Below are 22,848 nucleotides of genomic sequence, written 5' to 3'. Positions count from 1 at the left end.
AATACTCGGTGCATGGATTATCGCCCCGAGACATTGGCCGTACACGCCGGTCAGGAAGAAGCCGATCCCGCGACCAATGCGCGGGCCGTGCCGATCTACCAGACCTCATCGTTCGTCTTCGACAGCACCGAGCACGCCGCCGACCTGTTCGCGCTGCGCAAGCCCGGAAACATCTATGCCCGGATCATGAACCCGACGCAGGATGTCTTCGAGCAACGCATGACGGCGCTCGAGGGTGGTCTGGCCTCCTTGGCGACCTCGGCGGGTTCATCGGCGATCACCTATGCGGTGATGAATCTCGCGCAGCAGGGCGACAACATCGTTTCGGTCACCACCCTCTACGGCGGTACCTACGCGCTGTTTGCGCACACCCTTCCCCAGTTCGGCATCGAGGTGCGGTTCGTCGATCCGGACGATCCCGACGCTCTCGCCGCGCAGGTGGATGATCGCACCCGTCTCGTGTTCGCCGAGACGCTCGGCAACCCGACCCTCAACGTCATCGACATCGACGCCTGGGCCCGGGCCGCGCACGCACAGGGGCTTCCGCTCGTGGTGGACAACACCACGCCTTCGCCCCACCTGTGCCGTCCGATCGAACACGGTGCCGATGTCGTGGTGCACTCGGCCACCAAGTACATCGGCGGACACGGCACGTCGATGGGTGGCGTCATCACCGACGCCGGCACCTTCGACTGGGTCGCCAACGCCGCGCGTTTCCCCAACATGACCGGCCCGGATTCGGCCTACCACGGTGTCGTCTGGACCGACGCCGCCGGCCCTGCTGCCTACATCACGCGTGCCCGCACGGTGCTCATGCGCAATATGGGCGCGGTCTCGGCACCGCTCAACAACTTCCTGTTCCTGCAGGGCCTCGAATCCCTGCACGTGCGCATGGAACGTCACTGCGAGAACGCGATGGCCGTGGCGCGTCATCTCCAGGGCCATCCGAAGGTCGACTGGGTGAACTATCCGGGCCTCGACGACAGTCCCCACAAGGCTGTCGCCGACCGCGTCTTCACCGGTCACGGGTATGGCGGTCTGGTGTCGTTCGGGCTCAAGGACGGACGTGAGGCCGGCTCGTCGTTCATCGATTCGCTCAAGCTCTTCAGCCATCTGGCCAACATCGGTGACGCGAAGTCGCTGGCCATCCACAACGCCACGACCACGCATTCGCAGCTCACCGACGATGAGCTCGTGGCTGCCGGGGTGGCGCCTGAGATGGTCCGACTCTCGGTGGGCCTTGAGCACATCGACGACATCATCGCCGATCTCGATCAGGCCCTCGACGCCTGAATCGCGCCGTTTCGGTGGGCGTCCGGAGCCCGGATGTTCTTCGGGCGTCCACCGGCCCGGGATGTTGTCACGAATCGATCTCATCGTGATTGGGGCCGGTCGTCCAGTCCTAATATGCGGGGCGTGACACAACCCACAGTCCGCACTGCCGACCAGCCCACCACCTCTCGCCAGCCTTCCCCGATGGTGCTCAGCGGGGCGCTCGTGCTTCGCCTCGTGCTGATCCTCGGTTGCGCTCTGACCGCTCCGGCGATTATCCGTGCCCTCGACCCGGCCGCCACCGACGCCTCCATCGGTTTGTACGGGAACGCCTGGGTGATCTTGGTCGATGTGGTGACGATCGCGGTGGTCGCGCTCCTGCTTCGCAGCGAAGGTCTGACGCTGGGCCGTCTGCTGTCGGGATCACCGGCCGATGTGGGTTGGGGGTTCCTGTTGTTCCCGATCGTCGCCATGGCTTTCTTCGGTGCGTCCTTCCTCGGCAATCTGGTGGCCTACCAGGGTCCGCCGCCGATGCTTGGCGAGATGCCGAGCATCCCGCTGTGGGTGGGCATCGCAGCGTTCCCGGCCGCCGTCACCATCGCGATCGCGGAGGAGGCGCTGTACCGCGGTTACCTGCAGCCCAGGTTCGAGGCATGGATCGGACGCTGGCCCGGCATGCTGCTCGTGGCCCTCGTGTTCGGTCTCCAGCACATCGGGTTCGCCCTCGGCTCACCGCAGGCGATCGTGGCGAAGGTCATCACCACGTTCATCGCCGGCATCGTGTTCGGCCTGCTCTACTGGTGGCGACGCAATCTCCTGCCGCTGGTGATCGCCCACGCCATGCTCGACATCGTTGGTCTCAGCATCCCGACGCTGATGCTCGCCGTCGGCTGACGCGGATCAGCGCGGCTGACCGTCGGGGAAGTTCCGCATCTGGAGGTCGTGCAGGCCCGCGAGCTGGGCGTCGAGTGTTTTCTGCACGCCATCGATTTCTTCGAGGGCCCGGTCGAACTGCTTCTGCGATGCCTTGTTGTGTTCGTGCACCTGTTGGTAGAACGACGCGATGTCAGGAGCACTGCGGATGGTTTCGCGGTGGGCATCGAGCTTTTCGAGGATCGCGTTGGTGGCTTCGGCGATCGCGCGGCCCAGCAACTCGGGCTGCTCCACACCACGTTCCTGCACCTGGACGCTTTCGATGCGCCCGGCCCGTGCCGTGATCGCGACCAGCCCGTGGGCATCGGAGGCTTGGATGAGTCCCTCGTCGGTGTCGTGGGCAACGCCGTGGCGGGAGGATTCGGTTGTCGGGCCTCGGCCGATGATGCCCTCATCGAATTCATCCACGGGCCATCTCCGGGTTCAGCGCCGAGGTCTCCGGCGGCGTGGGAGGAGCTGGGGCGACCGTTGCAGCGCCGCCCCCGGCTGCGCTGTCGATGACGTCATCCCAGGCGGATTCCGGCTCTTCGGCCGATCCGGAGGCCTCTGTCTCGACCGGAGCATCGGAGTAGGGGTCCACCCCGCCGGGGTAGGTGCCCGGTGGGGTGTCCACCGGGCGGGTTCCGGCGTCGTCCATCGGCTCGGCTCCGACGTCGATCCCCGGGGCGGAGGCCGGTGCCATCCCGGCGGCCGGCCACGGTGTGCTGCTTCCGGCCGGGGACGCTTCGTGGGGGGACGAGGGTCCGGAGAGTTGCGGTGACTGCTGCATGGGGACGGCCGCGTTTCCGAGTTTGCGGGCGGGTCGGTTCTGCAATATGGGAGTGGCCACCTTGGTGTACATCTCCACGATCCGTGCGGCGACATCGAGGACCTTCGACATCCCGAACTTGACGGCCTTCAGCGCGCTCATGAGCTGGACGCGCAGCGCTGCGATCTTGGCGGCGATGGCACCCAGCCCGAGAGGGCCGAGCAGCGCACCGAAAGCCTGGCTGGCGAACAGGATCGCCGCCTCGATGAGGATCATGATGGCGTGCACCTTGTAAGCCAACACCAGTGCGCCCGCCGCCAGATATGCGATGCCGAGCGCAGGTGCCGCCAGCCCTGAGACCATCATGTGGCTTCCGGCCATGGACGACAGGCGCTTTTGGAAGCGCTCGAACGCCGCCAGGCCGTCACTCTCGTTGGACTCCAGCAATTCACTGACCGCGTCGTTCACATCCGCGCGCAGCTGGTTGAACTCGATTCCGGATGAGATGTAGTTGCGCCCGATCGCGAACAGCTGCATCTCGTCGGACTGCGGCCAGACGAACCCCAGCTTCGCGGCTGCTTCCATCAGGAAGCCCGGGATCGGAAGCCCGAACCCCAGGAAAGTGGGGCCCTGGCTCTTGCCTCCGGACATGCCACCCGTGATGCCTCCCAGCATGCCGCCGGGCATGCCACCCGTGATGCCTCCGGGCATGCCACCGAGTGGACCGTCGAAGGACCCGGCGGAGGGGTCTTTCAGCGTCGGAGCGGCCTGTGTCGTGGGTGTGACGGTGGGGCCGGGTGCCGCCGATGCCATGTCGGGGCCGACCGAAGCCGTCGTGAGATCCGCGTTCGGGTGACGCTCACCGGCTGCAGGCATGTCTGCAGCCATCGGGGTGGGGGGCGGGTATGCCGAGAAGTCAGCCATCAGAATCGACCCACCGCATCCACGAGTGTCTGGACCTGCTCGGCCCTGGCGGCGTTGTCCATCTCGGTGTCGGCGTACAGGCGGCCGGTGTTGTCCAGCGCGGCACCGACGCTGTGGGCGCAGTGGCCGACTTCATGGAAATATTCGACGCTGGGTTGGTGCGTCCGCTGATGGAACGACGAGATCATCGATCCGATGTCGTCGCTGCCGAACGCGGAAGCAGAAGTCTGCTGCATGCTGCTGACGGCCTCCATCCAGTGGTCGGCCGAGGACGAGATGATCTTCGCCGTGCTCCTGATTTCTTCTGGGCTCACCCGCATGACCACATGCTCACTCAATCACGTGGTGATGTTCACCCTGCGGGCGTCGGAAGTTTCCCTCTGGACATGCGTTCGGCACCGAACCACGAGCGGGCCGGCGGTGATGTTCTCACCGACGGCCCGCCCGAATCAGATGTCGTGCTGTTCGATCACTTCATGAGCGTTGCGCGAGCAGCGGCGAAGCGTGCGATCGGCACACGGTAGGGGGAGCAGGAGACGTAGTCGAGTTCTGCGCTCTCGAAGAACTCGATCGACTCCGGGTCGCCGCCGTGCTCACCACAGACACCGCACTTCAGACCGCTCTTCTGGCCGCGGCCACGCTCGACGCCGACCTTCACCAGACCGCCGACACCGTCGACGTCGACGCTGGCGAACGGATTGCGCGGCATCACGTCGTGGGCCACGTAATGCCCGAGGAAGCCGCCCTCGGCGTCATCACGCGAGATGCCGATGCCGGTCTGGGTGAGGTCGTTGGTGCCGAAGCTGAAGAAGTCGGCGTGCTCGGCGATCTGGTCGGCCACGATGGCTGCGCGCGGCAGCTCGATCATGGTGCCCACCGTGTAGTCGAGTTCCTGACCGGCGGCCTGCAGCTCCTCGGCGATGGCCTCCTCGACGATGGCGCGCTGGCGCTTCAGCTCCTCGGCGTAGGCCACGAGCGGGATCATGATCTCCACGTCGACGGTCTCGCCCTTGCGCTCCCGCACTGCGAGCGCGGCGCGTGCGATGGCACGGGCCTGCATGGCCGGGATCTCCGGGTACAGCATTGCCAGACGGCAGCCGCGGGTGCCGAGCATCGGGTTCTGTTCGTGCAGCTTCTTGATGCTGCCCAGCAGTTTGCGGGCCTGCTCGAGTTCGGCGGCGTCACCACCTGTGAGTTCGAGACGCTGCACCAGCAGCGACTGCTCGACGAGGTCGGGCATGAACTCGTGCAGCGGCGGATCCAGCAGACGCACAGTCACCGGCAGGCCGGCCATGGCCTCGAAGATGCCCTCGAAATCGGCCTGCTGCATCGGCAGGATCTCCTCGAGGGCCGCTGCGCGCTCGTCGTCGTTGTCGGCCAGGATCATGCGCCGCACCGCCGGGAGACGATCGGCCGCCATGAACATGTGCTCGGTGCGGCACAGGCCGATGCCCTGAGCGCCGAGTTCGCGGGCCTTGGCGGCGTCGGTGGCGTTGTCGGCGTTGGCGCGGACGCCCATGCGGCGCACATCATCGGCCCAACCGACCACGGTCTCGAAGTCCTCGCCGAGCTGCGGCGGGACCAGCGGCAGGCCCTCACCGAAGACCTCACCGGTCGAACCGTCAAGGGTGATCACATCGCCCTCGTGGTAGATCTTGCCCTCGATCTCGAGGGTCTTCTCGGCGGGGTTGATGCGGATGCCCTGGGCACCGGCGACGCAGGGGCGTCCCATGCCGCGGGCCACGACGGCCGCGTGCGAGGTCATGCCGCCATGGGCGGTGAGGACGCCCTTGGCCTGGATCACGCCATGGATGTCATCAGGGGTGGTCTCGAACCGCACCAGCACGACGTCCTCGCCGTTCTGTCCCCTTTCCGCGGCCACATCGGCGTCGAACACGACGCCACCGACAGCGGCACCGGGGGAGGCCGGAAGACCGGTGGTGACCGGCGTCGCACCGTGCGAGGTGTCGAGAGCGGGGTGGAGGAGCTGATCGATCTGAGCGGGCTCGATCTTCTTGAGCGCCTCCTCACGAGTGGTGAGGCCCTCCTCGACCATGTCACGTGCGATCTTCAGAGCAGCGGCAGCGGTGCGCTTGCCGTTGCGCGTCTGCAACAGGTAGAGCTGACCGCCCTCGACGGTGAACTCCATGTCCTGCACATCCTTGTAGTGCGCCTCCATGCGGTTCATCGTCGCGATGAGCTGGTCGTAGGCCTCCGGGAGCACCTCGTGCATCTCGGCGAGCGGCTTCGGGGTGCGGATGCCGGCGACGACGTCCTCGCCCTGGGCGTTCACCAGGAACTCGCCGTAGAGCTCCTTCGCGCCGGTGGAGGGGTTACGCGTGAAGCAGACGCCGGTCGCGGAGTCGTCACCACGGTTGCCGAACACCATCTGCATGACGTTCACCGCGGTGCCGAGGCTGGCCGGGATGTTGTTGGCGCGGCGGTAGATCTCGGCGCGCGGGTTCTGCCACGATTGGAACACGGCGTCGACGGCGCGGCGCAGCTGCTCCTTGGGATCGTTGGTCCAGGCACCGCCCAGAGCGTCGGAGGCGAGCTTCTTGAACTGCTCGACGAGCTCCTTGAGATCGTCGGCGGTCAGGTCGGTGTCCTGGTCGACGCCGCGATCGACCTTCATGGCAGCCAGCGCGTCCTCGAAGATGTGGGGCTCGATGCCCTCGACGACCTCGCCGTACATCTGGATGAACCGGCGGTAGGAGTCCCAGGCGAAGCGCTCATTGCCGTTGGCCAGTTTCGCCAGCGCCGGAACGGTCTCGGCCGAGACACCGAGGTTGAGGATCGTGTCCATCATGCCGGGCATCGACTGCACCGCGCCCGAGCGGACCGAGACCAGCAGCGGACGTTCGGGATCGCCGAGCTTCAGGCCGGTGCGCTCCTCGAGACGATGCAGACCGCCCTCGATGTCCTCCCACAGGCCCTCGGGCCACTCGCCGCCGCGGTTCATCGTCTCGACACATGCCGTGGTGGTCACGGTGAAGGCGTCCGGAACGGGAACACCGAGACGGGCCATCTCAGCGACGCCGGCACCCTTTCCGCCCAAGAGGGCTCGCATCGAGGCATCGCCATCTGCGAGGTCGTAGACGTATGTGCTGTGGGTCATCGCTGCTCCTTCGATCGACATTGGTCAGGCGGTGAGGTGTTGAGTGGTGGTTCGGGGGTCACGGCTTCATGATCAGTTCGCCGGCATCGCGTCTGAGCCGGGCGCCTGCGGTGCGGGCGCGATCATCGACGATGTCGATCACATGTGACGCCGACTCCTCGAGGGCGACGCCGGTCTGATCGATCACCGGGCAGCCGAGACGGCGCAGGCTCTGCCGGATCTCGTCGAGCTCGGCCATGATGTGCAACAGGTTGTCGTAGCCGTCGCTGTGACTGCCCGCCGACCCCATGTGCTTGACGCGCGTGCTGCGGATCTTGGCCAGACGTTCGGGATCGATGGTCAGCCCCACCAGGCGCCAACGATCGACCTGGTGGACCTGTTCTGGCACCTTCATGCCGGCCATCAAAGGAACGTTCGCCGTCTTGTAGCCCAGATAGCCCAGATACATCGACAGGGGCGTCTTGCCGCTTCGGGAGACGCCCAGCAGCACGATGTCGGCGTCCTTCAAACCGTCGAGCATCTGTCCGTCGTCGTGACGGACCGCATATTCCATGGCCGCGATGCGCGTGTAGTAGTTGGCCTCCACACCCACCGGGCGCATGGGGACGCGTTCGGCTGCCTGGCCGGTCGCCACCTCCAGACGCTGCAGCGCCGGCCCGATCAGATCGCAGTGGACGAAGCCGAGGTCGGCGCAGATCTCATCGACGAGGTCGCGCTGGTAGGCGTCCACGAGCGTCGACATGACCGCCACGGCGTCGGTGTGCTCGCGGTGGATCTTCTCGAACGTCGCCATGATCTCTTCGGCGGTGTGGATGCGTGGATGCCGCACGATCCGGAACGGACGCGAGGGGAACTGCGCCTGCGCGGCACGCGCAAGGCGTGCAGCGGTCTCGCCGGTCGAGTCGGCGACGACATGGATCTCCAGCGGGGCAGCCACAGGGCCACCATAGCGGTCGAAGCCGTCTCCCGTGCCCCTGCTAGGTTCACGGACATGAGCGATGTCCACATCGGGCTTGCCTCGTCCGCGGCCCTGAACGACGCCCTGCTGGACGCCATCGCCGAGGTGGCGTCGGTTCGCCCCGTTCTGCGCGATGACCTCGGGCTTCCGGCGGCGGGGTGCCGCGTCGAAGTCGGCGAGGGAGACGTGACCGATCTCACGAAACGGGTGCGTCGGATCGCCGCTTCATTCGACGCCACGGGAGCGGTGACCACCGGGCCGCTGGCGTCGAGTGCGCCCGGCCTGCTGATCAGCGACGTCGATTCGACCATGATCACCTCCGAGGTGATCGACATGCTCGCCGAGCACGCGGGCAGGCGTGATGAGGTGGCTGCGGTGACCGAACGCGCCATGCGTGGGGAACTCGACTTCGCACAGAGTCTGGCTGCTCGGGTCGAGGCACTCGCCGGCCTGCCGCTGCGGGTGATCGAGGAGGTGGCCGAAGCCGTGGAGCTCAGCCCCGGTGCTGCCGACCTCGTCGCCCACGTCGAGCGGGGTGGCGGACGCGTCGCACTGGTCTCGGGCGGTTTCATCGAGATCGTGGAACGCATCGCAGCGCGGCTGGGGATTGACCTCATCGCCGCCAACCGGCTCGAGACCGCCGGTGGTGTACTCACCGGGCGCACGATCGGCCCCATCATCGACCGAACGGCGAAAGCCCACTGGCTCGGTGAGTTCGCCAGGACCATCGAGGCCGCATCTGTGGTGGCGATCGGTGACGGGGCCAATGACCTCGACATGCTCGCTCGGGCGGACCTCGGTATCGCCTATTGCGCGAAGCCCGTCACGGCTCGCTCTGCGGATGCGGCGATCGACTTCCCACGGTTGGACGCGGCCGCGGCGTTCTGGCCGAAGCCCGCATGAGACGAGACATCGGACGCCACGGGGGCTCCTGCCGCGTCGATTTCCAGGACGGGGGACACGCCACCGTGCTCGATTCAGGAGCACGGCTGACGGAGCTGCACGTGCCCCAATTGACTGAGGATGTACCCCTGCTGTGGGACGGGACTCCGCGCCCGAGCTCTCTGGCGGTGAGCGGCGTCTCGCCGGTGTTCCCCTGGTTCGCCGGCGGACGCGGAAGGCACCGGCGTCCATCGCACGGGCTGGTGGCCGACAGCAGTTGGGGCCTCCAGCGCATGATCGAGCGCGGCCGCACCCAGGAGATCGAATACACCCTCAATCACGCGCAACTCGACGCCGACCCCGAAGGAGAGCGTCGGCATGAGTTCTCGGCGCGGATGCTGCACGGTTTCGCCGGGCCCGCAGTGGAACCCGGGTCACGGGCCGGAACGCGTCTGGACTTCCTCGTGCGCAATGACGGAACCAACGTGGCTTCGCAGGCGGTCGGCGTGCTCGCCGCAGTGCGTGTCGGCGACATCGAGCAGTGCTGGGTGACGGGCGTGGACGGCCACGACTGGTCGGGGCTGGACGGACAGACAGCCGACACCATGCTCGGCGAACTTTCGCTGCACCAGCCGCTGTGCCGATTGTTCGAACCCCAGGTGCCGACCAGGAACAGTTTCATCGAGATGCACGACCCCTCGCTCGGCCGTACCGTCACGATCACCGGCAGCGGCATCACACAGTCCTTCGTGTGGCGTCCTCCCTACGGTGATGACGGAGTCGCCGACGTGGATGGGGATGAGCACTTCGTCGTCCTGGGGTTCGTCAATGTACGCCGCACTCTTGTGCGCCTCATGCCTGGACAGACCCACCAGATGGCCTTCGGGCTCACGGTGCGAGCCGGGGCCTGACGACGTTCTCGTCGGCACCGTGAGGGGTGAACCCGATGTATTCCTGTGCGCATGATTGAGTGAGAAGTACTTCACCCTCCCGTCGGGCGCGATGCGCGCCGAAGATGTTCGATTGTTGGGTGGGCTGCGAGGCTAGGGCAATGCGAGATCGTGCAGAAAGGTGATCCTTGAAAAGGAATTTCGGAGAATGTGCTCGTTTGGTGGCCATCACGTGTGCATCCGTCATGGTGTTGACGGCGGTTCCAGGGGCAGTCGCGCAAGCGGCAACACCGGCAGAGGGGCCGGCGGAAGCCAGTGGAGCCGACAAGTCCATCGCGTTCTACGTGGGCGGTGACCTGACAGCTGAGGGGCATCCACTGATTGGCGGTTTCGGACACGAGCCATCGAGCCACTGGGTGGAGGTCGTGCCGGAACAGAATCACGCTCCGGGGTCCACCGTGACGGTCGGCGCCACCGAAGAAGCCGATCTGCCCGGAGAGCTCACTGAGATTCCGCAGGTGGAGCGCACTCACCGATATGTCACCTCAAATTACTCCGAGTTCGCAGGATTTCCGGCTCCGCTGACCAACGGTGGGCTCAACGATCAGAACGTTGCTGCTCGGGATGTGTGGTCGGACTCGCGTGAGGAACTGGTTGATCGAACCCCGGAGGGCCAGACAGGGCCGCAATACTCGGATCTATCGCGGATCGCAATGGAACGGGCGTCATCGGCTGAAGAAGCCGTGACGATCTTGGGTGATCTCATCGATGAACACGGTTTCACGACCTACGGTGGGAACTCCCATATGTTCGCCGACGAGAACGAAGGCTGGATCTTCATCGAGTTCGCCGGTGGGGAAGGCCTGTGGGCCGCCGAACGGCTGGGATCAGACGAGGTTCGTGTCTCCTACCCCGGCTACATCCATGAATTCCCCGTTGAGGCTGCGGGGGGAGACCACCCCGATTATCGAGGTTCGGAGAACCTGGTGACCTTTGCAGAAGAACAGGGGTGGTACGACCGGGAGAAGGATGATGAGTTCAACCTCCGAGAAGTCTATGGCGTCGATTTCCCGACCGAGGAGTTCGAGCCGCACCAGCAGGCCGCTCCCGACGACAAAGGCCCCTACCGCAATCCGGTGTCGTTGGAAGCCGAGCTCGAAGAACTCGACGAGGTCACCTTGGAAGACATGCTGAGGCTCGTTCGTGATCCGAGGTGGTCCGATGATCGTTCGGGATATGGTCAGGTCGCCGAGCTGCGTGATGACCTCGCCGATGGATCGTTGGCAACCTTGTGGTTGGCTCCCACGGCTGCCGCGACCGCCCCATACATACCCATCGCAGTGGGTTCGGGGGACCTTCCCGTCGAGTACTCCCAACACCGATACCTGACCGCTGGATCGTCAGCGGAGTATCTGGATCCAGAGTTCATGGAGCAGGAGGCCACCGAATATGCGACCCAGACGTTCAAACGGTTGATGTATGCGGCGTGTGCTCGACCGGAAACATATTTCGATGACGTCACGGCTGCTCTGGAAGGGTTCGAGGCCGAATCGATCGAACAGTGGGATGAAGTCCAGGCTGAGGCCAGAAATGCTGTCGACAACGGCGAGGACCCACAAGCGATCCTGACCGAGTACACGAACGCCCGCGCCATCGATGGCCTGCGTCTCGGGAATCACCTGCTCGATGACGTCCTTGTCCGCTCTCGTGAGGACGGAGGCATTCACCGGCCTTCGGTCGAACAGAAGGAAGGAAACACTGCCTCCGCCCGTTCGGCACCGATGTCTTTGGACGGGGTCTCGGCCCGGGACCGGGTCAACTGCGATGTCGGAGGCGGTTGGAGTGACGGTGATGCTGTCGAACGAGCAGGTGACTATGGTGACCCGGAAGATATCCCGGACTACTCCAGTGCTCGAATCTCGGGACGCGCAGTGTCGAGCGACGCGGCGTCCGGGTCAACACCGCGATGGCTCTGGGGCCTTGGGGGATTGGTCGTCGGCGGTCTTGTCGTCGGCGTTCCGATGTACCTTCGGCGTCGGTTGACGTCCTGACTCAGATGGCGCTGGGCCTTGGCCGACGTTGAGCGCGATGCTGCCGGGCACGAGGGAGGAGATCGACCTCCTGCGCCTTGACTGCGAACCACAGGTGTGTCCCCACCTGCAGATCCAATTCGGCGGCCGCGGAGGAGGTCACCTCGGCGGTGACCTCCCCCAGATCTGGGTGGTTCGCGGTGACGAAGACCCCCGGGCCATCGGAGCGGACCGTGCACACCTCGACCGGCCACGTGTTGCGCGGGGACCCATGTGGTCGTGTCGGATAGACAGCGACGGCACGCGGCGGAAACACCGCCACACCGTGTGAACCGGGGCCATCCTCGACCGGCCGACCGGTGACGGTCGTGCCCGCACAGGTGAGCGTCATGTCGGCGAGCGTTCCGGTCACGAGGTTGACGCCGGCGATCCTTGCCGCGAATCGGCTGCGCGGCCGGGTCAGCACCTCGGTGGTTCTTCCTTCCTCGACGATGCGTCCCTCATCGAGCACGATGACGCGATCAGCCAGGGTCAGCGCATCGGGCAGGTCGTGGGTGACGATGATGCAGGTGGTATTCACGTGGCGGCGCACGAGGGTGCGCAGACCGTCGATGGCTTCGGCGTCGATGGCGGCGAAGGGTTCGTCGAGGAGCATCACGTCGGGCTCGGCGGCGAGGGCGCGGGCCATCGCCACGCGTTGCTGTTGCCCGCCCGAAAGCTGATCGGGGCGTCGATCCGCCCAGTGGGAGGCCTCCAGCCGTTCCAGCCATTCGCCGGCGATGGCCCGCGCGCGGCGTCGGGAGTGACCCGCGGAACGCGGCCCGAAGGCCACGTTGTCGAGCACCGAGAGGTGGGGGAACAGCAGGGCTCGTTGCCCCAGCAGGCCGACGCGGCGTCGATGCGGAGGGAGACCGAGCAGGTTCTGGCCGTGCAGGAGTACCTGCCCGGTGGCCGCGACGGTTCCGGTGATCGCGCCCAGAATGCTCGACTTCCCTGCACCGTTGGGGCCCAGAATGGCAGCGGTGTCGTCGTCGGCCACCTCGAAGGCGGCCTCGATATCGGCGCGGGGGATGCGCACGTCCACCTCGAGCGTCATACCGGCCTCCGGGGCTGGGCATGTGTCGCGGCGACGATGACCCCGGCCACCACGAGCAACAGCAGCGAGAGGGCGATGGCAGCGTCCATGTCGCTCTCCCGGACCAGGTAGACCTCCAAGGGCAGGGTGCGTGTGATGCCCGGGAAGGAACCGGCGAAGGTGATGGTCGCCCCGAACTCGCCGAGCGCCCGCGCGAAACACAGCACCGAGGCCGAGCGCAACGCGGGGGCGATCAGAGGCAGGGTCACCCGGGTCAGGACGCGGCCCGGGCCGGCCCCCAGCGTCGCAGCGGTCCGCTCGTGGTCGACCCCCTGCGTCCGGAGCGCCCCCTCGACGCCGAGCACCATGAATGGCAGGGAGACGAACATCTGAGCCAGCACCACCGCGACGGTGGTGAAGCCGATGCGGATCCCGAACCCCTCGAGCGCGCCACCGAGCAGACTGTTGCGGCCGAACGCCGCGAGCAGGGCCATACCGCTGACCACCGGGGGCAGCACCATCGGCAGCAGCACCACCGTGCGGATCAGACGTTGCGCAGGGAGATGCGTGCGGGCCAACACCCACCCCATGGGGGTTCCCAGTGCGATGCAGAGCGCGGTGGAGCCGAGGGCGGTCCGGAGTGAGAGGCTGAGCGCCTGCCGTGACGCGTCGGAGGTGAGGAGCTCGGGCAGATCGGCCCACGGCACGTCGACGACCGTCGCCACCAGCGGCACCACCAGCAGCAGCGCGCCGAAGCCGGCGGGGAGCCAGATCCAAGCCGGAGTGGCCGAGGGTGCGGTGGGCTGTCTCGTCACGCTGTCGATCCTCGCATCATGGCGTGCCGAAGCCTGCCTCCTGCAGCAGCCGCTGCCCGTCCGGGCCGGTGATGTGGTCGACGAACCGCTGTGCGGCCGGAGCGTCGGACTGCGTCGTCACCGCGATCGGATAGGTGTTCAACGCGGTCTCGGCCTCCGGGAAGTCGACGGCCTCGGCAGCGCCCTGTGACCGTGTGACATCAGTGGAGTACACCAGCCCCACGTCCGCCTGCCCACTGGTGACCTTCCCGAGCACATCGGTGACCGAGTTCTCCTCGCTCACCGGTGTCGTCTGGAGGTCGGCCAGCACCTTGTCACTGGCCGTGCCGCAGGGAACGGCCTCGGCGCAACGGACGAAGAGCAGGTCGGTGCGTGTGAGATCGTCCAGCCCCTGCACGTTCTTCGGATTCCCTGGAGCGACGGCGAGCGTCAGCGTGTTGGTGGCGAAGGGGAGCGGATCGGCCACGGTGCCGTCGGCCCGGGCCTGATCCATCGTCTTCTCATTGGCGGTCGCGAGCACATCGCCCGGTGACCCCTCGGCCAGCTGTGTCACCAGTGACTGTGACCCCGCGAAGCTGAATGTGACCTCGACGCCTGTCTGCTCGGTGAAGTCCTCGCCAGCGGCCTCGAAGACGTCCTGCAGGGACGCGGCGGCCAGGACCGTGATCTGCTCATCAGCGCTGGTGCTGCTGCACCCCGAAGAAAGAAGCGCACATACGGCAATGAGGCAGTAAATGGTTCGCATGTGCGGAACATTAGTCGAGGCTGGTCGCGGGTCTTCTCCCGGGGTCTTGTGTCCACAACCTCCCAGTCGATTTCCCCGGTCCTGCAGAAATCCTGCAGTTCCGGGGGCTCGGCATTCTTGCGGAAGATCGACTGGGAGGTTGTGGTCACTCCGAGCCGCGGCGCGGTACCGCTGCACTGAACCACTGGTCGGTTGTGGTCACCGGTGTGGTTGGCTCGTGCCATGAGCTGGAACTTCCGCAACCTCTGGGATCAGGGATTCGTCCGATGCGCGGCGGTTACGACGGTGACCACGGTCGCCGATCCGCTCGCCAATGCGAGGGCGATCATCGCTTCGGCCAAGGACCTCCACGATCAGGGTGTGGGGCTGGCGGCCTTCCCCGAACTCGGACTGACCGGCTACACGGTGGCGGATCTGCATTTCTCCGCAGCGCTCCAGAAACAGACCCGTAGCGCGTTGGGTGAGGTCATCGAAGCCAGCACCGACCTGCTGCCGGTGCTCGTGGTGGGTGCGCCGCTTCCGCACCGCAACCGCCTCTACAACTGCGCCGTCGTCATCCACCGTGGTGAGGTGCTGGGGGTGGTGCCCAAGTCCCACCTTCCGAACGAGCGGGAGTTCCAGGAGCCCCGGTGGTTCGCTGCGGGCGACGACAGGATGGGCGATGAGATCGGTGCCATCGGGCTGGGCATCGAAGGGTCCGAATCCGTCGCCTTCGGGGCCGATCTCGTCTTCGAGGCCGCCGACGTGCCGGGCTTTGTGTTTCACGTGGAGATCGGACAGGACCTCGGCGTGCCCATTCCGCCGAGCGCCCGTGCCGCGCTCGGCGGCGCGACCGTTCTGGTCAACCTGTCGAGCTCGCCGATCACGGTCGGCAAGTCGGCCGAACGGCATGAAGTGTGCGCCGAAGCGTCCCGACGCTTGATCGCGGGGCACATCCATACGGCAGCAGGGTCGGGGGAGTCGTCCACCGATCTGTCGTGGGACGGGCGGTCGATGATCCACGAGCGGGGTCGGCTGCTGGCCGAGACAGACCGATTCATCGACGCAGCCAGCAGCTGCATCGCCGATGTGGATGTCGAGGCGCTCGTGGCCGAGCGTCAACGGGTGGGTACGTTCGATGACAACCGACGGGCCATGGAATCGGCCACCACGTTCCGAGCCATCCGATTCGATCTCGAGCCGCCGGAGGGCGACACCGGTTTGATCCGGGAGGTCGACCGCTTCCCATTCGTGCCGAGTGATCCCCGGCAGCTCGATCAGGACTGTTACGAGGCCTATGAGATCCAGGTGTACGGCTTGGTGCAGCGCCTCCGATCGATCGGGAACCCGAAGCTCGTGGTCGGGGTCAGCGGCGGTCTGGATTCGACGCACGCCATGGTCGTGGCCGCGAAGGCGATGGACCGGCTCGATCGGCCGCGCAGCGACATCCTCGCTTTCACCATGCCGGGTTTCGCCACCACCGAGCACACTCGCAACAACGCCGAGGCCCTCGCCCGAGCGCTGGGCACGAGCTTCGAGACGATCGACATCCGTCCCACCGCCAAGCAGATGCTCACAGATATGGGGCATCCGTTCGGGCGCGGGGAGGAGGTCTACGACATCACTTTCGAGAACGTTCAGGCCGGGCTCCGCACCGACTACCTGTTCCGGATCGCCAACCAGCGCGGCGGCATCGTCCTCGGCACCGGAGACCTCTCGGAGCTGGCCCTCGGTTGGTGCACTTACGGCGTCGGGGATCAGATGAGCCACTACGGTGTCAACGCCGGTGTGCCCAAGACGCTCATCCAGCACCTGATCCGCTGGGCCGCCGACCGCGGTGGTCTGGGCGATGAAGCAGCCCGGGTGCTGCGTTCGGTTCTCAACACCGAGATCAGCCCCGAGCTCGTCCCCACCAGGGAGGGGGAGGAGCCACAGTCCACCGAAGCCTCCATCGGTCCGTATGCCTTGCAGGACTTCAACCTCCATGCGCTCCTGCACAACGGTGCGAGGCCCAGCAAGATCGCTTGGCTCGCCGAACAGGCATGGTCGGACGCCTCCCGCGGGCGATGGCCGGAGAACCTCCCTGAAGATCAGCGCGTGGCCTACGATCTCAGCGCGATCCGCCACTGGCTCCAGGTGTTCTGCCGACGCTTCATCACCCAGCAGTTCAAGCGTTCCGCTTTGCCGGATGGCCCGAAGGTCGTCACCGGCGGATCACTCTCGCCACGTGGGGGCCACCGTGCACCGTCAGATGCCAGTCCCACGGTGTGGTTGACCGATCTGGAACGTGTCCCCGAGCGCTGACCGGCGTGGAGGAGCCCCGCCCATCCGAATGTCGCCGTCGTGGTTAGGCTCGATGCATGGCTTCGTTCAAGCATCTGGCCCTGACCGGTATCGCGACGGCCGCCTGCGCCGTGGCGGGTTCTGCGGCGACATCCAGAAGTGTCGGCTCACGCTGGTACGAATCACTCGACAAGCCTGCATGGCAGCCACCCGGGTGGGCTTTTCCAGTGGCATGGACGACGCTCTACCTCGACATCGCATGGACCACCGCTGAGGCCATGGACCATATGACGCCCCAGGAGCGAGCCGCGCTGATGCGCGCGCTGGTGATCAATCTCGGTCTGAACGCCGGATGGTGCTGGGTCTTCTTCGACCGCCGACTGCTGAACCTGGGAGTTCTGGTGGCGGCATCCCTCGCCGTGTCCAGCGCGGATCTGGCACGACGGGCTGGTGGAGTACGAAGGGGGCTCGGACGCAGGCTGGCGCCTTACGCGTTGTGGTGCGCGTTCGCCACTGCTCTGACGTGGAGCATCGCCCGCCGCAACGGTTGATCCCCGGGACGTTCCGACATGTCCCGGCTTCCCCACAGATGGGTTCGGGGCCCTATGCTTGCGGCATGTGGACCGATCCGAAGAAGTATTGGGAAGCACTCACAGCAGCAACCGCGGATCGTCCTGCGCCCTGCGCCGTGGTGGAAGCCGGCGCCTGGGCCCACAACCGCGGTGAGCTCGTACGCCGCGTCGCGGATGCTCGCAGCGACGCCGGAATGACCGGTTCCCTCCCGATTCGGGTCGCGTCGAAGTCCATCCGCGTTCGTGGACTGGTCGAGTCGCTCCTTCGGCGTGACGGCTTCGCGGGCGTTCTCGCCTTCACACTCGCGGAGGCCAATTGGTTGGCCGACCACGGTGTCGACGATGTCGTCGTCGGCTATCCCACTGCGGATGCCGCTGCGATCTCGAGGCTCTGCGCGGATGAACGACGCGCATCCGCGATCACGTTGATGGTCGACGCGGTGGAACAACTCGATCTCATCGACGCCGTCCTGCCCGCCGCCCGTCGCCCGGAACTGCGGGTGGCTCTCGAGGTCGATGTTTCATACAACCTGCCCGGAATGCGGGTCGGGGTGTATCGCTCACCGGTGCGGGCGGCCCAGGACGCACGGGAACTGGCCGAGAAGGTTGCAGCCCGGCAGGGATTCCGGCTCGTGGGGCTCATGGCCTATGAGGCGCAGCTCGCGGGCGTCGGTGACGTGCCGTCGGGGTCGTTCATCGAACAGGCGAGGACACGTGCGATCCAGGTCCTCCAATCGCGATCCCGGCCGCAGGTTGCCGAGATTCGGGGCGAGGCGGTCGCCCAGGTCAGGGAGATCGCCGAGCTCGAATTCGTCAACGGTGGCGGGACCGGTTCGATCGAGTCGACTGCGCAGGATGAGTCGGTGACCGAGATCGCCGCTGGCTCTGGACTGTTCGGGCCCGGTCTTTTCGATCACTACCGTGCCTTCCTCCCGGCACCGGCGGCCGCTTTCGCGCTTGACGTCGTACGCAAGCCCACGCCGGACATGGCGACGCTTCTCGGCGGTGGATGGATCGCTTCGGGGCCGCCCTCGTCGTCACGGCTACCGGTGCTGACGTGGCCTCCCGGGTTGGGATACGTGGATGAGGAGATGGCCGGCGAGGTGCAGACGCCTCTCACCGGGGCCGAGGATCTGCGTGTGGGGGATCGCGTCTGGCTGCGTCACGCCAAGGCCGGTGAGTTGGCCGAACGTGTGAACCACCTGACCGTGGTGGACGCCGAGTCGGTTGCTGTCATCGCCGAACTTCCGACCTACCGGGGGGAAGGGCACGCCTTCCTCTGACTCGTTCCACGACCCATAATCGAGGAGAACAGCATGACCGCAATGAAGCGGAAACCTTGGCGGAACTGGGCAGGCACCTGTGCGGTGACTCCGGTGCGCGTCGAGCGACCGACCTCCACCGACGGTGTGGCCGCAGTCATCCGTGACGCGGCGGACGCGGGGTTGTCGGTCAAGGCCGTGGGCGCCGGGCACAGTTTCACCGACATCGCTGCGGCGCCGGGGATCCAGCTCGACCTCAGCGCCCTGCGCGGGATCGTCGACGTCGACCGGGCTGCCCGGCTCGTCACTGTGCGTGCGGACACGCGACTGAATCAGATGCCCGGGCTCCTGCGCCCCCACGGGCTCGCGATGGAGAATCTCGGAGACATCGATGCCCAGTCGATCGCGGGGGCGATCTCCACCGGAACCCATGGCACTGGTCTGCGGTTCGGCGGGATCGCGACGCAGGTCCGTGGCCTGACGCTCGTCGACGGTTCTGGAAACGTGCACCGGGTCGAAGGTGATGATGTTGCCGGGCATGTGATCAGCCTGGGCGCGCTGGGTGTGGTCACCGAGGTCACGCTCCAGTGCGTGGACATGTTCGCACTCGAGGACGTGGAAGCAGCAGAGTCCCTGGAGACCGTGCTGGAGGAGTGGCGCGAACGGATCACCGAACATGACCACTTCGAGTTCTACTGGTTTCCTCACACCGATGTGGCGTTGACCAAGACTCAGCGGCGTCTCCCCGGTGACGCTGAGTTGCGTCCGTTGCCGAGATGGCGTCGACGGCTCGACGATGATGTGGTCTCGAATCGGCTGTTCGAGCTCACCTGTCGGATGGGGCAGGTGCTGCCGACCGCGATTCCCGCGGTGAACCGTGTGGCGACACGTCTGACCGGGCGCCGTACCCACGTGGATCTCTCCACGAACGTCTACACCACCACTCGGGATGTGCGGTTCACCGAGACCGAGTTCGCCATCCCGGTGGATTCCCTACCGGCTGTGGTGAGGGAGATCGATGATCTCGTGACGCGTCGGGACTGGCGGATCAGCTTTCCGATCGAGTGTCGGGCTGCGGCCGCCGACGATGTGTGGATGTCCACCGCGTACCGTCGCGACACCGCCTACGTGGCGGTCCACCGCTACCACCGCGAGCCGAACGAGGCCTATTTCAACGCGTGCGAGGAGATCTTCCGCGAGCACGGTGGGCGTCCCCACTGGGGGAAGATGCACGGCATGGCGCATCGCGACCTGGCCGCCGCGTACCCGAAGTTCGAGGATTTCCTCGTTCTCCGGGACAGCCTCGACCCCCGCCGGGTGTTCGCCAACGCCTACCTCGACCGGGTGCTGGGGCGCTGAGGAGCCGCGTCACTCACTTCTTGCGCATGGGCTGCAGTATCTTCAGCAGCCCCTGCTTGACCTTCCGCACCGGCGGGTAGACCGCCGCCATCGAATCGGGCTGTGCGGGCTTGCGCATCACGGAGCGTTCATGCGAGAAGGTCCGGATCGATGCCTCCCCGTGGTAACTGCCCATGCCGGAGTTGCCGACGCCCCCGAACGGGAGGTCGGGCACCGACAGGTGCAGCACTGGGATCCCGTAGGTCAGGCCGCCGGAGCTGGTGCGTTCGCGGAATGCCGCACATGTTTCGGAGTCATCGCTGAACACGTAGAGCGCCAGCGGCTTTTCGCGTTCATTGATGTGGGCAAGGGCCGCCTCGGTGTCGGCGACGGTGACGACCGGGAGTATCGGGCCGAAGATCTCCTCGGTCATCAACGCGCTGTCCGGGTCCGGGTCGGTGATGACGGTGGGCGCGATGTAACGGTCGTCACGATCGGTGTGGCCGCCGTGGACGATGGTGCCCTGATCGAGCATTCCCGCGATGCGGTCGAAGTGACGTTGGGTGATGATGCGTCCGAAATCGCCGCTGCGGGAGGGGTCCTTGCCGTAGAACTCGGTGATCGCCTTGCCAAGGTTCTCGACCAGCTGGTCGCGTGCCTCGGGCGTGACGAGCACGTGGTCGGGGGCGACGCAGGTCTGTCCGGCGTTGAGGAACTTACCCCAGGCGATACGCCGGGCCGCGACGGTGAGGTCGCAGGTGGCGTCGACGAAGGCGGGTGATTTGCCGCCGAGCTCGAGCGTCACTGGGGTGAGGTGTTCTGCTGCGGCACGCATGACGACGCGTCCGACCGCCGGGTTGCCGGTGAAGAAGATGTGGTCGAAGCGCTCACGCAACAGCTCGCCGGTCTCGTCGGGGCCACCGGTGACGAGGCCGAACACCTGGGGGTCGAGGTATTGCGGGAGAAGCTCGGTGAGGACCTCCTCGGTGTGGGTGGAGATCTCGCTGGGTTTGACGATCACGGCGTTGCCGGCGGCGATGGCGCCGGCGAGTGGAGCGAGGGTGAGCTGCACCGGGTAGTTCCATGGGGAGATCACCAGTACCAGCCCCAATGGTTCGCGGATCACCTCGGCGGTCGCGGGCTTGGCGAACAGGGGGGTGGAGACGCGTCGCGGCGTGAACCAGACCTCGAGGTTCTCTGCGAGGTGCTCGATCTCGGCGGTGGTGATGCTGAGCTCCGTCATGCGGGCTTCCGAGGGGCTTTTGCCCAGGTCGGCCGCCAGTGCTCCGGCCAGATCTGCCTCGTGCTCGATGAGCATCTGGTGAAGCGCGTTGAGTTGATCGCGACGCCAGTCGAGATCGCGCGTCAAACCTGTGGCGAACCCGGTGCGCAGGCGTTCGACGAGAGGACGGAAACGGCTTGCCTCGGAGGCTGGTGGAACAACGCTGCTGACCATGACGTCCAGAGTAAGGGGCATCTGTGGCGTGATTTCCGGGGGCCGTCCGGGTGACTCGTCTCAGGGCCACGTGCGGTGATGTTCTGCTGTCTGCAACGTTCACTCGTGGTGATTGTGATTTTCCCGATTCGTTACCTACACTCAGCGTTTGGTAACGAATTGATATCGACTGATGGGACTAGCGTGACGCGACGAGCAATGGAGGGCTTCGCCCCCGACAAGGGTGCGGACGCCACCGAACACCGCCGCATGATGCCGCTCTCGGAGGGCGCCGCAGGTGCCAGCGCATGGGTTCCCGAGGGGGGCTCGCGTTCGCTGCGGAACCGACGTCTGCTGGTGGCCGTTCCGGCTGCTGCCATGATCGTGATCGGGGCTGCGGCGGCTTTCGCCCTGCCCGGCAACGATGACGTCAGCGCGACCGAGGCCGTCCCGGCTCCCATCGTCGAGACCCCCACTCCGACCCCCACTGCGGAGGAGATCGAGCGTCCGGAGAAGAAGGACGCGAGCCGAAACTCGCCGCGTGGCGACCTCAAGCCCGCAGCGCCCAAGGCCATCAGCGGGTTCGTGGAGAAGAAGGTCGAGAAGACCGGCACGATGTATGCCACCGAGACACTCAACGTGCGGTCCAAGGCGTCGGCGGAGTCGGAGAAGATCGGCAGCATCGCCCAGGGTGATGCGGTTGACATCGCCGAGGACACCGACGACGGCTGGCAGCAGGTGCTTGTCGACGGCGAGGCCGGCTGGGTCTCCGCCGAGTACCTGAGCGATTCGAAGCCCACGACGGAGTCCGACTCGGATGACTCCGACGATTCGGGCAGCGGCTCGTCCGGTTCCAGCGATTCGGGCAGTGACGAGGGCTCCAGCGGGTCGAACGGCTCTGGTGGGTCGTCCAGCCGTAACGGTTCCTCGAACTGCCCCACCAAATCGGGTCTCACCAGCGCGGCCCAGGCCGTCTTGAACGATGTCTGCGCGCAGTGGGGCGGATCGATCAGCGCATACGGTGGGGTGCGCCCCGGCGATTCGGGCAAGCACGGCTCGGGTCAGGCCGTCGACTTCATGATTAGCGACTCCAGTGTGGGCTGGGAGGTTGCCAATTACCTCCGCAACAACGCGTCGTCGCTGGGTGTCACCGAGGTGATCTACGCCCAGAAGATCTGGACCACGCAGCGCTCCGGTGAGGGCTGGCGCGGCATGTCCGATCGTGGCAGCGCCACGGCCAACCACTACGACCACGTACACGTTTCGGTCGGCTGACGTTCCCGCGGGAGCGCCCGCGCCGATCCGGCCGTGAGACATCATCAGGCCCCATGTTCCAACCAGAACGTGGGGCCTGACGCATGCGGTCAGTGTTCTGGTTCAGGGGAAGGGTGAATACGGTGGGTGTCTGTGCACCGACATCGGTGCGCTTGCTTCCACTGAAACCAAAGGAACGGTGAGCACGCTGGATGCCCAGATCGTGGCCGACCTGGTGACCGAGTCCTATCTTCTGGTGATCGAACGCAATCTGCCGCGTTCCGAGTGGCCGGTGGATCCGGGATCGTTCGGGCAGCGGTAACTCAGCCGCGGTC

General features: G+C 66.1%; 20 protein-coding genes. 11 read left to right on the top strand and 9 right to left on the bottom strand.

Annotated elements, in window-relative coordinates; translation table 11 throughout:
• The first annotated feature begins 12 nt into the window (after positions 1-12).
• Both FB460_RS12265 and FB460_RS12260 read left to right on the top strand, forming a co-directional pair.
• Positions 13-1,293, top strand: coding sequence for an O-acetylhomoserine aminocarboxypropyltransferase/cysteine synthase family protein (locus tag FB460_RS12265; RefSeq protein ID WP_142094495.1), 1,281 nt, complete (start codon positions 13-15; stop codon positions 1,291-1,293).
• A 123-nt stretch (positions 1,294-1,416) separates the two neighbouring features.
• Positions 1,417-2,166 (top strand): CPBP family intramembrane glutamic endopeptidase, encoded by a 750-nt coding sequence (locus tag FB460_RS12260; RefSeq protein WP_170210095.1) that lies wholly within the window; start codon positions 1,417-1,419, stop codon positions 2,164-2,166.
• Between the two features lie 6 nt (positions 2,167-2,172).
• On the opposite strand, the gene FB460_RS12255 is transcribed toward FB460_RS12260, so the two are convergent.
• The 5 genes from FB460_RS12255 to FB460_RS12235 all read right to left on the bottom strand — a co-directional run bounded on the left by FB460_RS12255 (position 2,173) and on the right by FB460_RS12235 (position 7,932).
• Complete coding sequence (locus FB460_RS12255) at positions 2,173-2,613, bottom strand: hypothetical protein (protein WP_142094493.1); 441 nt, start codon at positions 2,611-2,613, stop codon at positions 2,173-2,175.
• Entirely contained in the window at positions 2,606-3,829 is a 1,224-nt protein-coding gene (locus FB460_RS12250; protein WP_142094492.1) for a WXG100-like domain-containing protein, read from the bottom strand. The genes FB460_RS12255 and FB460_RS12250 overlap by 8 nt, the downstream gene beginning before the upstream one ends.
• A gap of 47 nt (positions 3,830-3,876) precedes the next feature.
• Positions 3,877-4,197, bottom strand: coding sequence for a hypothetical protein (locus FB460_RS12245; protein ID WP_142094491.1), 321 nt, complete (start codon positions 4,195-4,197; stop codon positions 3,877-3,879).
• A 149-nt stretch (positions 4,198-4,346) separates the two neighbouring features.
• Positions 4,347-6,995: a pyruvate, phosphate dikinase gene (ppdK, locus tag FB460_RS12240; RefSeq protein ID WP_142094490.1), complete on the bottom strand. Its 2,649-nt coding sequence runs from the start codon at positions 6,993-6,995 to the stop codon at positions 4,347-4,349.
• A gap of 58 nt (positions 6,996-7,053) precedes the next feature.
• The gene (locus FB460_RS12235) at positions 7,054-7,932 is read right to left on the bottom strand and encodes a pyruvate, water dikinase regulatory protein (RefSeq protein WP_142094489.1); all 879 of its coding nucleotides are present in this window, start codon (positions 7,930-7,932) and stop codon (positions 7,054-7,056) included.
• A 54-nt stretch (positions 7,933-7,986) separates the two neighbouring features.
• On the opposite strand from FB460_RS12235, the gene serB reads away from it, so the two are divergent.
• The 3 genes from serB to FB460_RS12220 all read left to right on the top strand — a co-directional run bounded on the left by serB (position 7,987) and on the right by FB460_RS12220 (position 11,776).
• Entirely contained in the window at positions 7,987-8,856 is an 870-nt protein-coding gene (gene serB / locus FB460_RS12230; protein ID WP_142094488.1) for a phosphoserine phosphatase SerB, read from the top strand.
• Positions 8,853-9,746, top strand: coding sequence for an aldose epimerase family protein (locus FB460_RS12225; protein ID WP_142094487.1), 894 nt, complete (start codon positions 8,853-8,855; stop codon positions 9,744-9,746). The genes serB and FB460_RS12225 overlap by 4 nt, the downstream gene beginning before the upstream one ends.
• Before the next feature lie 200 nt (positions 9,747-9,946).
• Entirely contained in the window at positions 9,947-11,776 is a 1,830-nt protein-coding gene (locus FB460_RS12220) for a C69 family dipeptidase (protein WP_211345996.1), read from the top strand.
• Position 11,777: 1 nt separating this feature from the next.
• Here the strand turns inward: FB460_RS12220 and FB460_RS12215 are convergent, their stop codons facing one another.
• The 3 genes from FB460_RS12215 to modA are packed head-to-tail and all read right to left on the bottom strand — an operon-like array spanning position 11,778 to position 14,390.
• A complete protein-coding gene (locus FB460_RS12215) occupies positions 11,778-12,851 on the bottom strand; it encodes a sulfate/molybdate ABC transporter ATP-binding protein (RefSeq protein WP_142094486.1) in 1,074 nt (357 codons plus the stop codon).
• Entirely contained in the window at positions 12,848-13,645 is a 798-nt protein-coding gene (locus FB460_RS12210) for an ABC transporter permease (protein WP_246044411.1), read from the bottom strand. The genes FB460_RS12215 and FB460_RS12210 overlap by 4 nt, the downstream gene beginning before the upstream one ends.
• 16 nt (positions 13,646-13,661) lie before the next feature.
• Positions 13,662-14,390 (bottom strand): molybdate ABC transporter substrate-binding protein, encoded by a 729-nt coding sequence (modA, locus tag FB460_RS12205; RefSeq protein WP_142094484.1) that lies wholly within the window; start codon positions 14,388-14,390, stop codon positions 13,662-13,664.
• 222 nt (positions 14,391-14,612) lie between these two features.
• Here modA and FB460_RS12200 point away from each other — a divergent pair, with 222 nt between their 5' ends.
• From FB460_RS12200 to FB460_RS12185, 4 genes are all read left to right on the top strand, one after another.
• Positions 14,613-16,673 carry an NAD(+) synthase gene (locus FB460_RS12200; RefSeq protein WP_142094483.1) on the top strand — a complete coding sequence of 687 codons (2,061 nt, stop codon included), beginning with the start codon at positions 14,613-14,615 and terminating at the stop codon, positions 16,671-16,673.
• A gap of 56 nt (positions 16,674-16,729) precedes the next feature.
• Positions 16,730-17,203 carry a TspO/MBR family protein gene (locus tag FB460_RS12195; RefSeq protein WP_142094482.1) on the top strand — a complete coding sequence of 158 codons (474 nt, stop codon included), beginning with the start codon at positions 16,730-16,732 and terminating at the stop codon, positions 17,201-17,203.
• Positions 17,204-17,268: 65 nt separating this feature from the next.
• Positions 17,269-18,507, top strand: coding sequence for an alanine racemase (locus tag FB460_RS12190; protein ID WP_211345995.1), 1,239 nt, complete (start codon positions 17,269-17,271; stop codon positions 18,505-18,507).
• A gap of 33 nt (positions 18,508-18,540) precedes the next feature.
• Entirely contained in the window at positions 18,541-19,845 is a 1,305-nt protein-coding gene (locus FB460_RS12185; RefSeq protein ID WP_142094481.1) for a D-arabinono-1,4-lactone oxidase, read from the top strand.
• A gap of 13 nt (positions 19,846-19,858) precedes the next feature.
• On the opposite strand, the gene FB460_RS12180 is transcribed toward FB460_RS12185, so the two are convergent.
• Positions 19,859-21,280, bottom strand: coding sequence for an aldehyde dehydrogenase family protein (locus FB460_RS12180; protein ID WP_142094480.1), 1,422 nt, complete (start codon positions 21,278-21,280; stop codon positions 19,859-19,861).
• Positions 21,281-21,463: 183 nt separating this feature from the next.
• On the opposite strand from FB460_RS12180, the gene FB460_RS12175 reads away from it, so the two are divergent.
• Together FB460_RS12175 and FB460_RS13445 are read left to right on the top strand one after the other, a co-directional pair.
• Positions 21,464-22,534, top strand: a complete 1,071-nt coding sequence (locus FB460_RS12175) for an SH3 domain-containing protein (protein ID WP_170210092.1) — start codon at positions 21,464-21,466, stop codon at positions 22,532-22,534.
• A 178-nt stretch (positions 22,535-22,712) separates the two neighbouring features.
• Complete coding sequence (locus FB460_RS13445) at positions 22,713-22,835, top strand: hypothetical protein (protein ID WP_281281850.1); 123 nt, start codon at positions 22,713-22,715, stop codon at positions 22,833-22,835.
• Positions 22,836-22,848: the final 13 nt, after the last annotated feature.

This window comes from Propioniferax innocua, from assembly GCF_006716235.1.
In the GTDB taxonomy this organism is placed as follows: domain Bacteria; phylum Actinomycetota; class Actinomycetes; order Propionibacteriales; family Propionibacteriaceae; genus Propioniferax; species Propioniferax innocua.
Note: the sequence above shows the minus strand (reverse complement) of the source record. Positions and strands in the feature narration are given on the sequence as shown.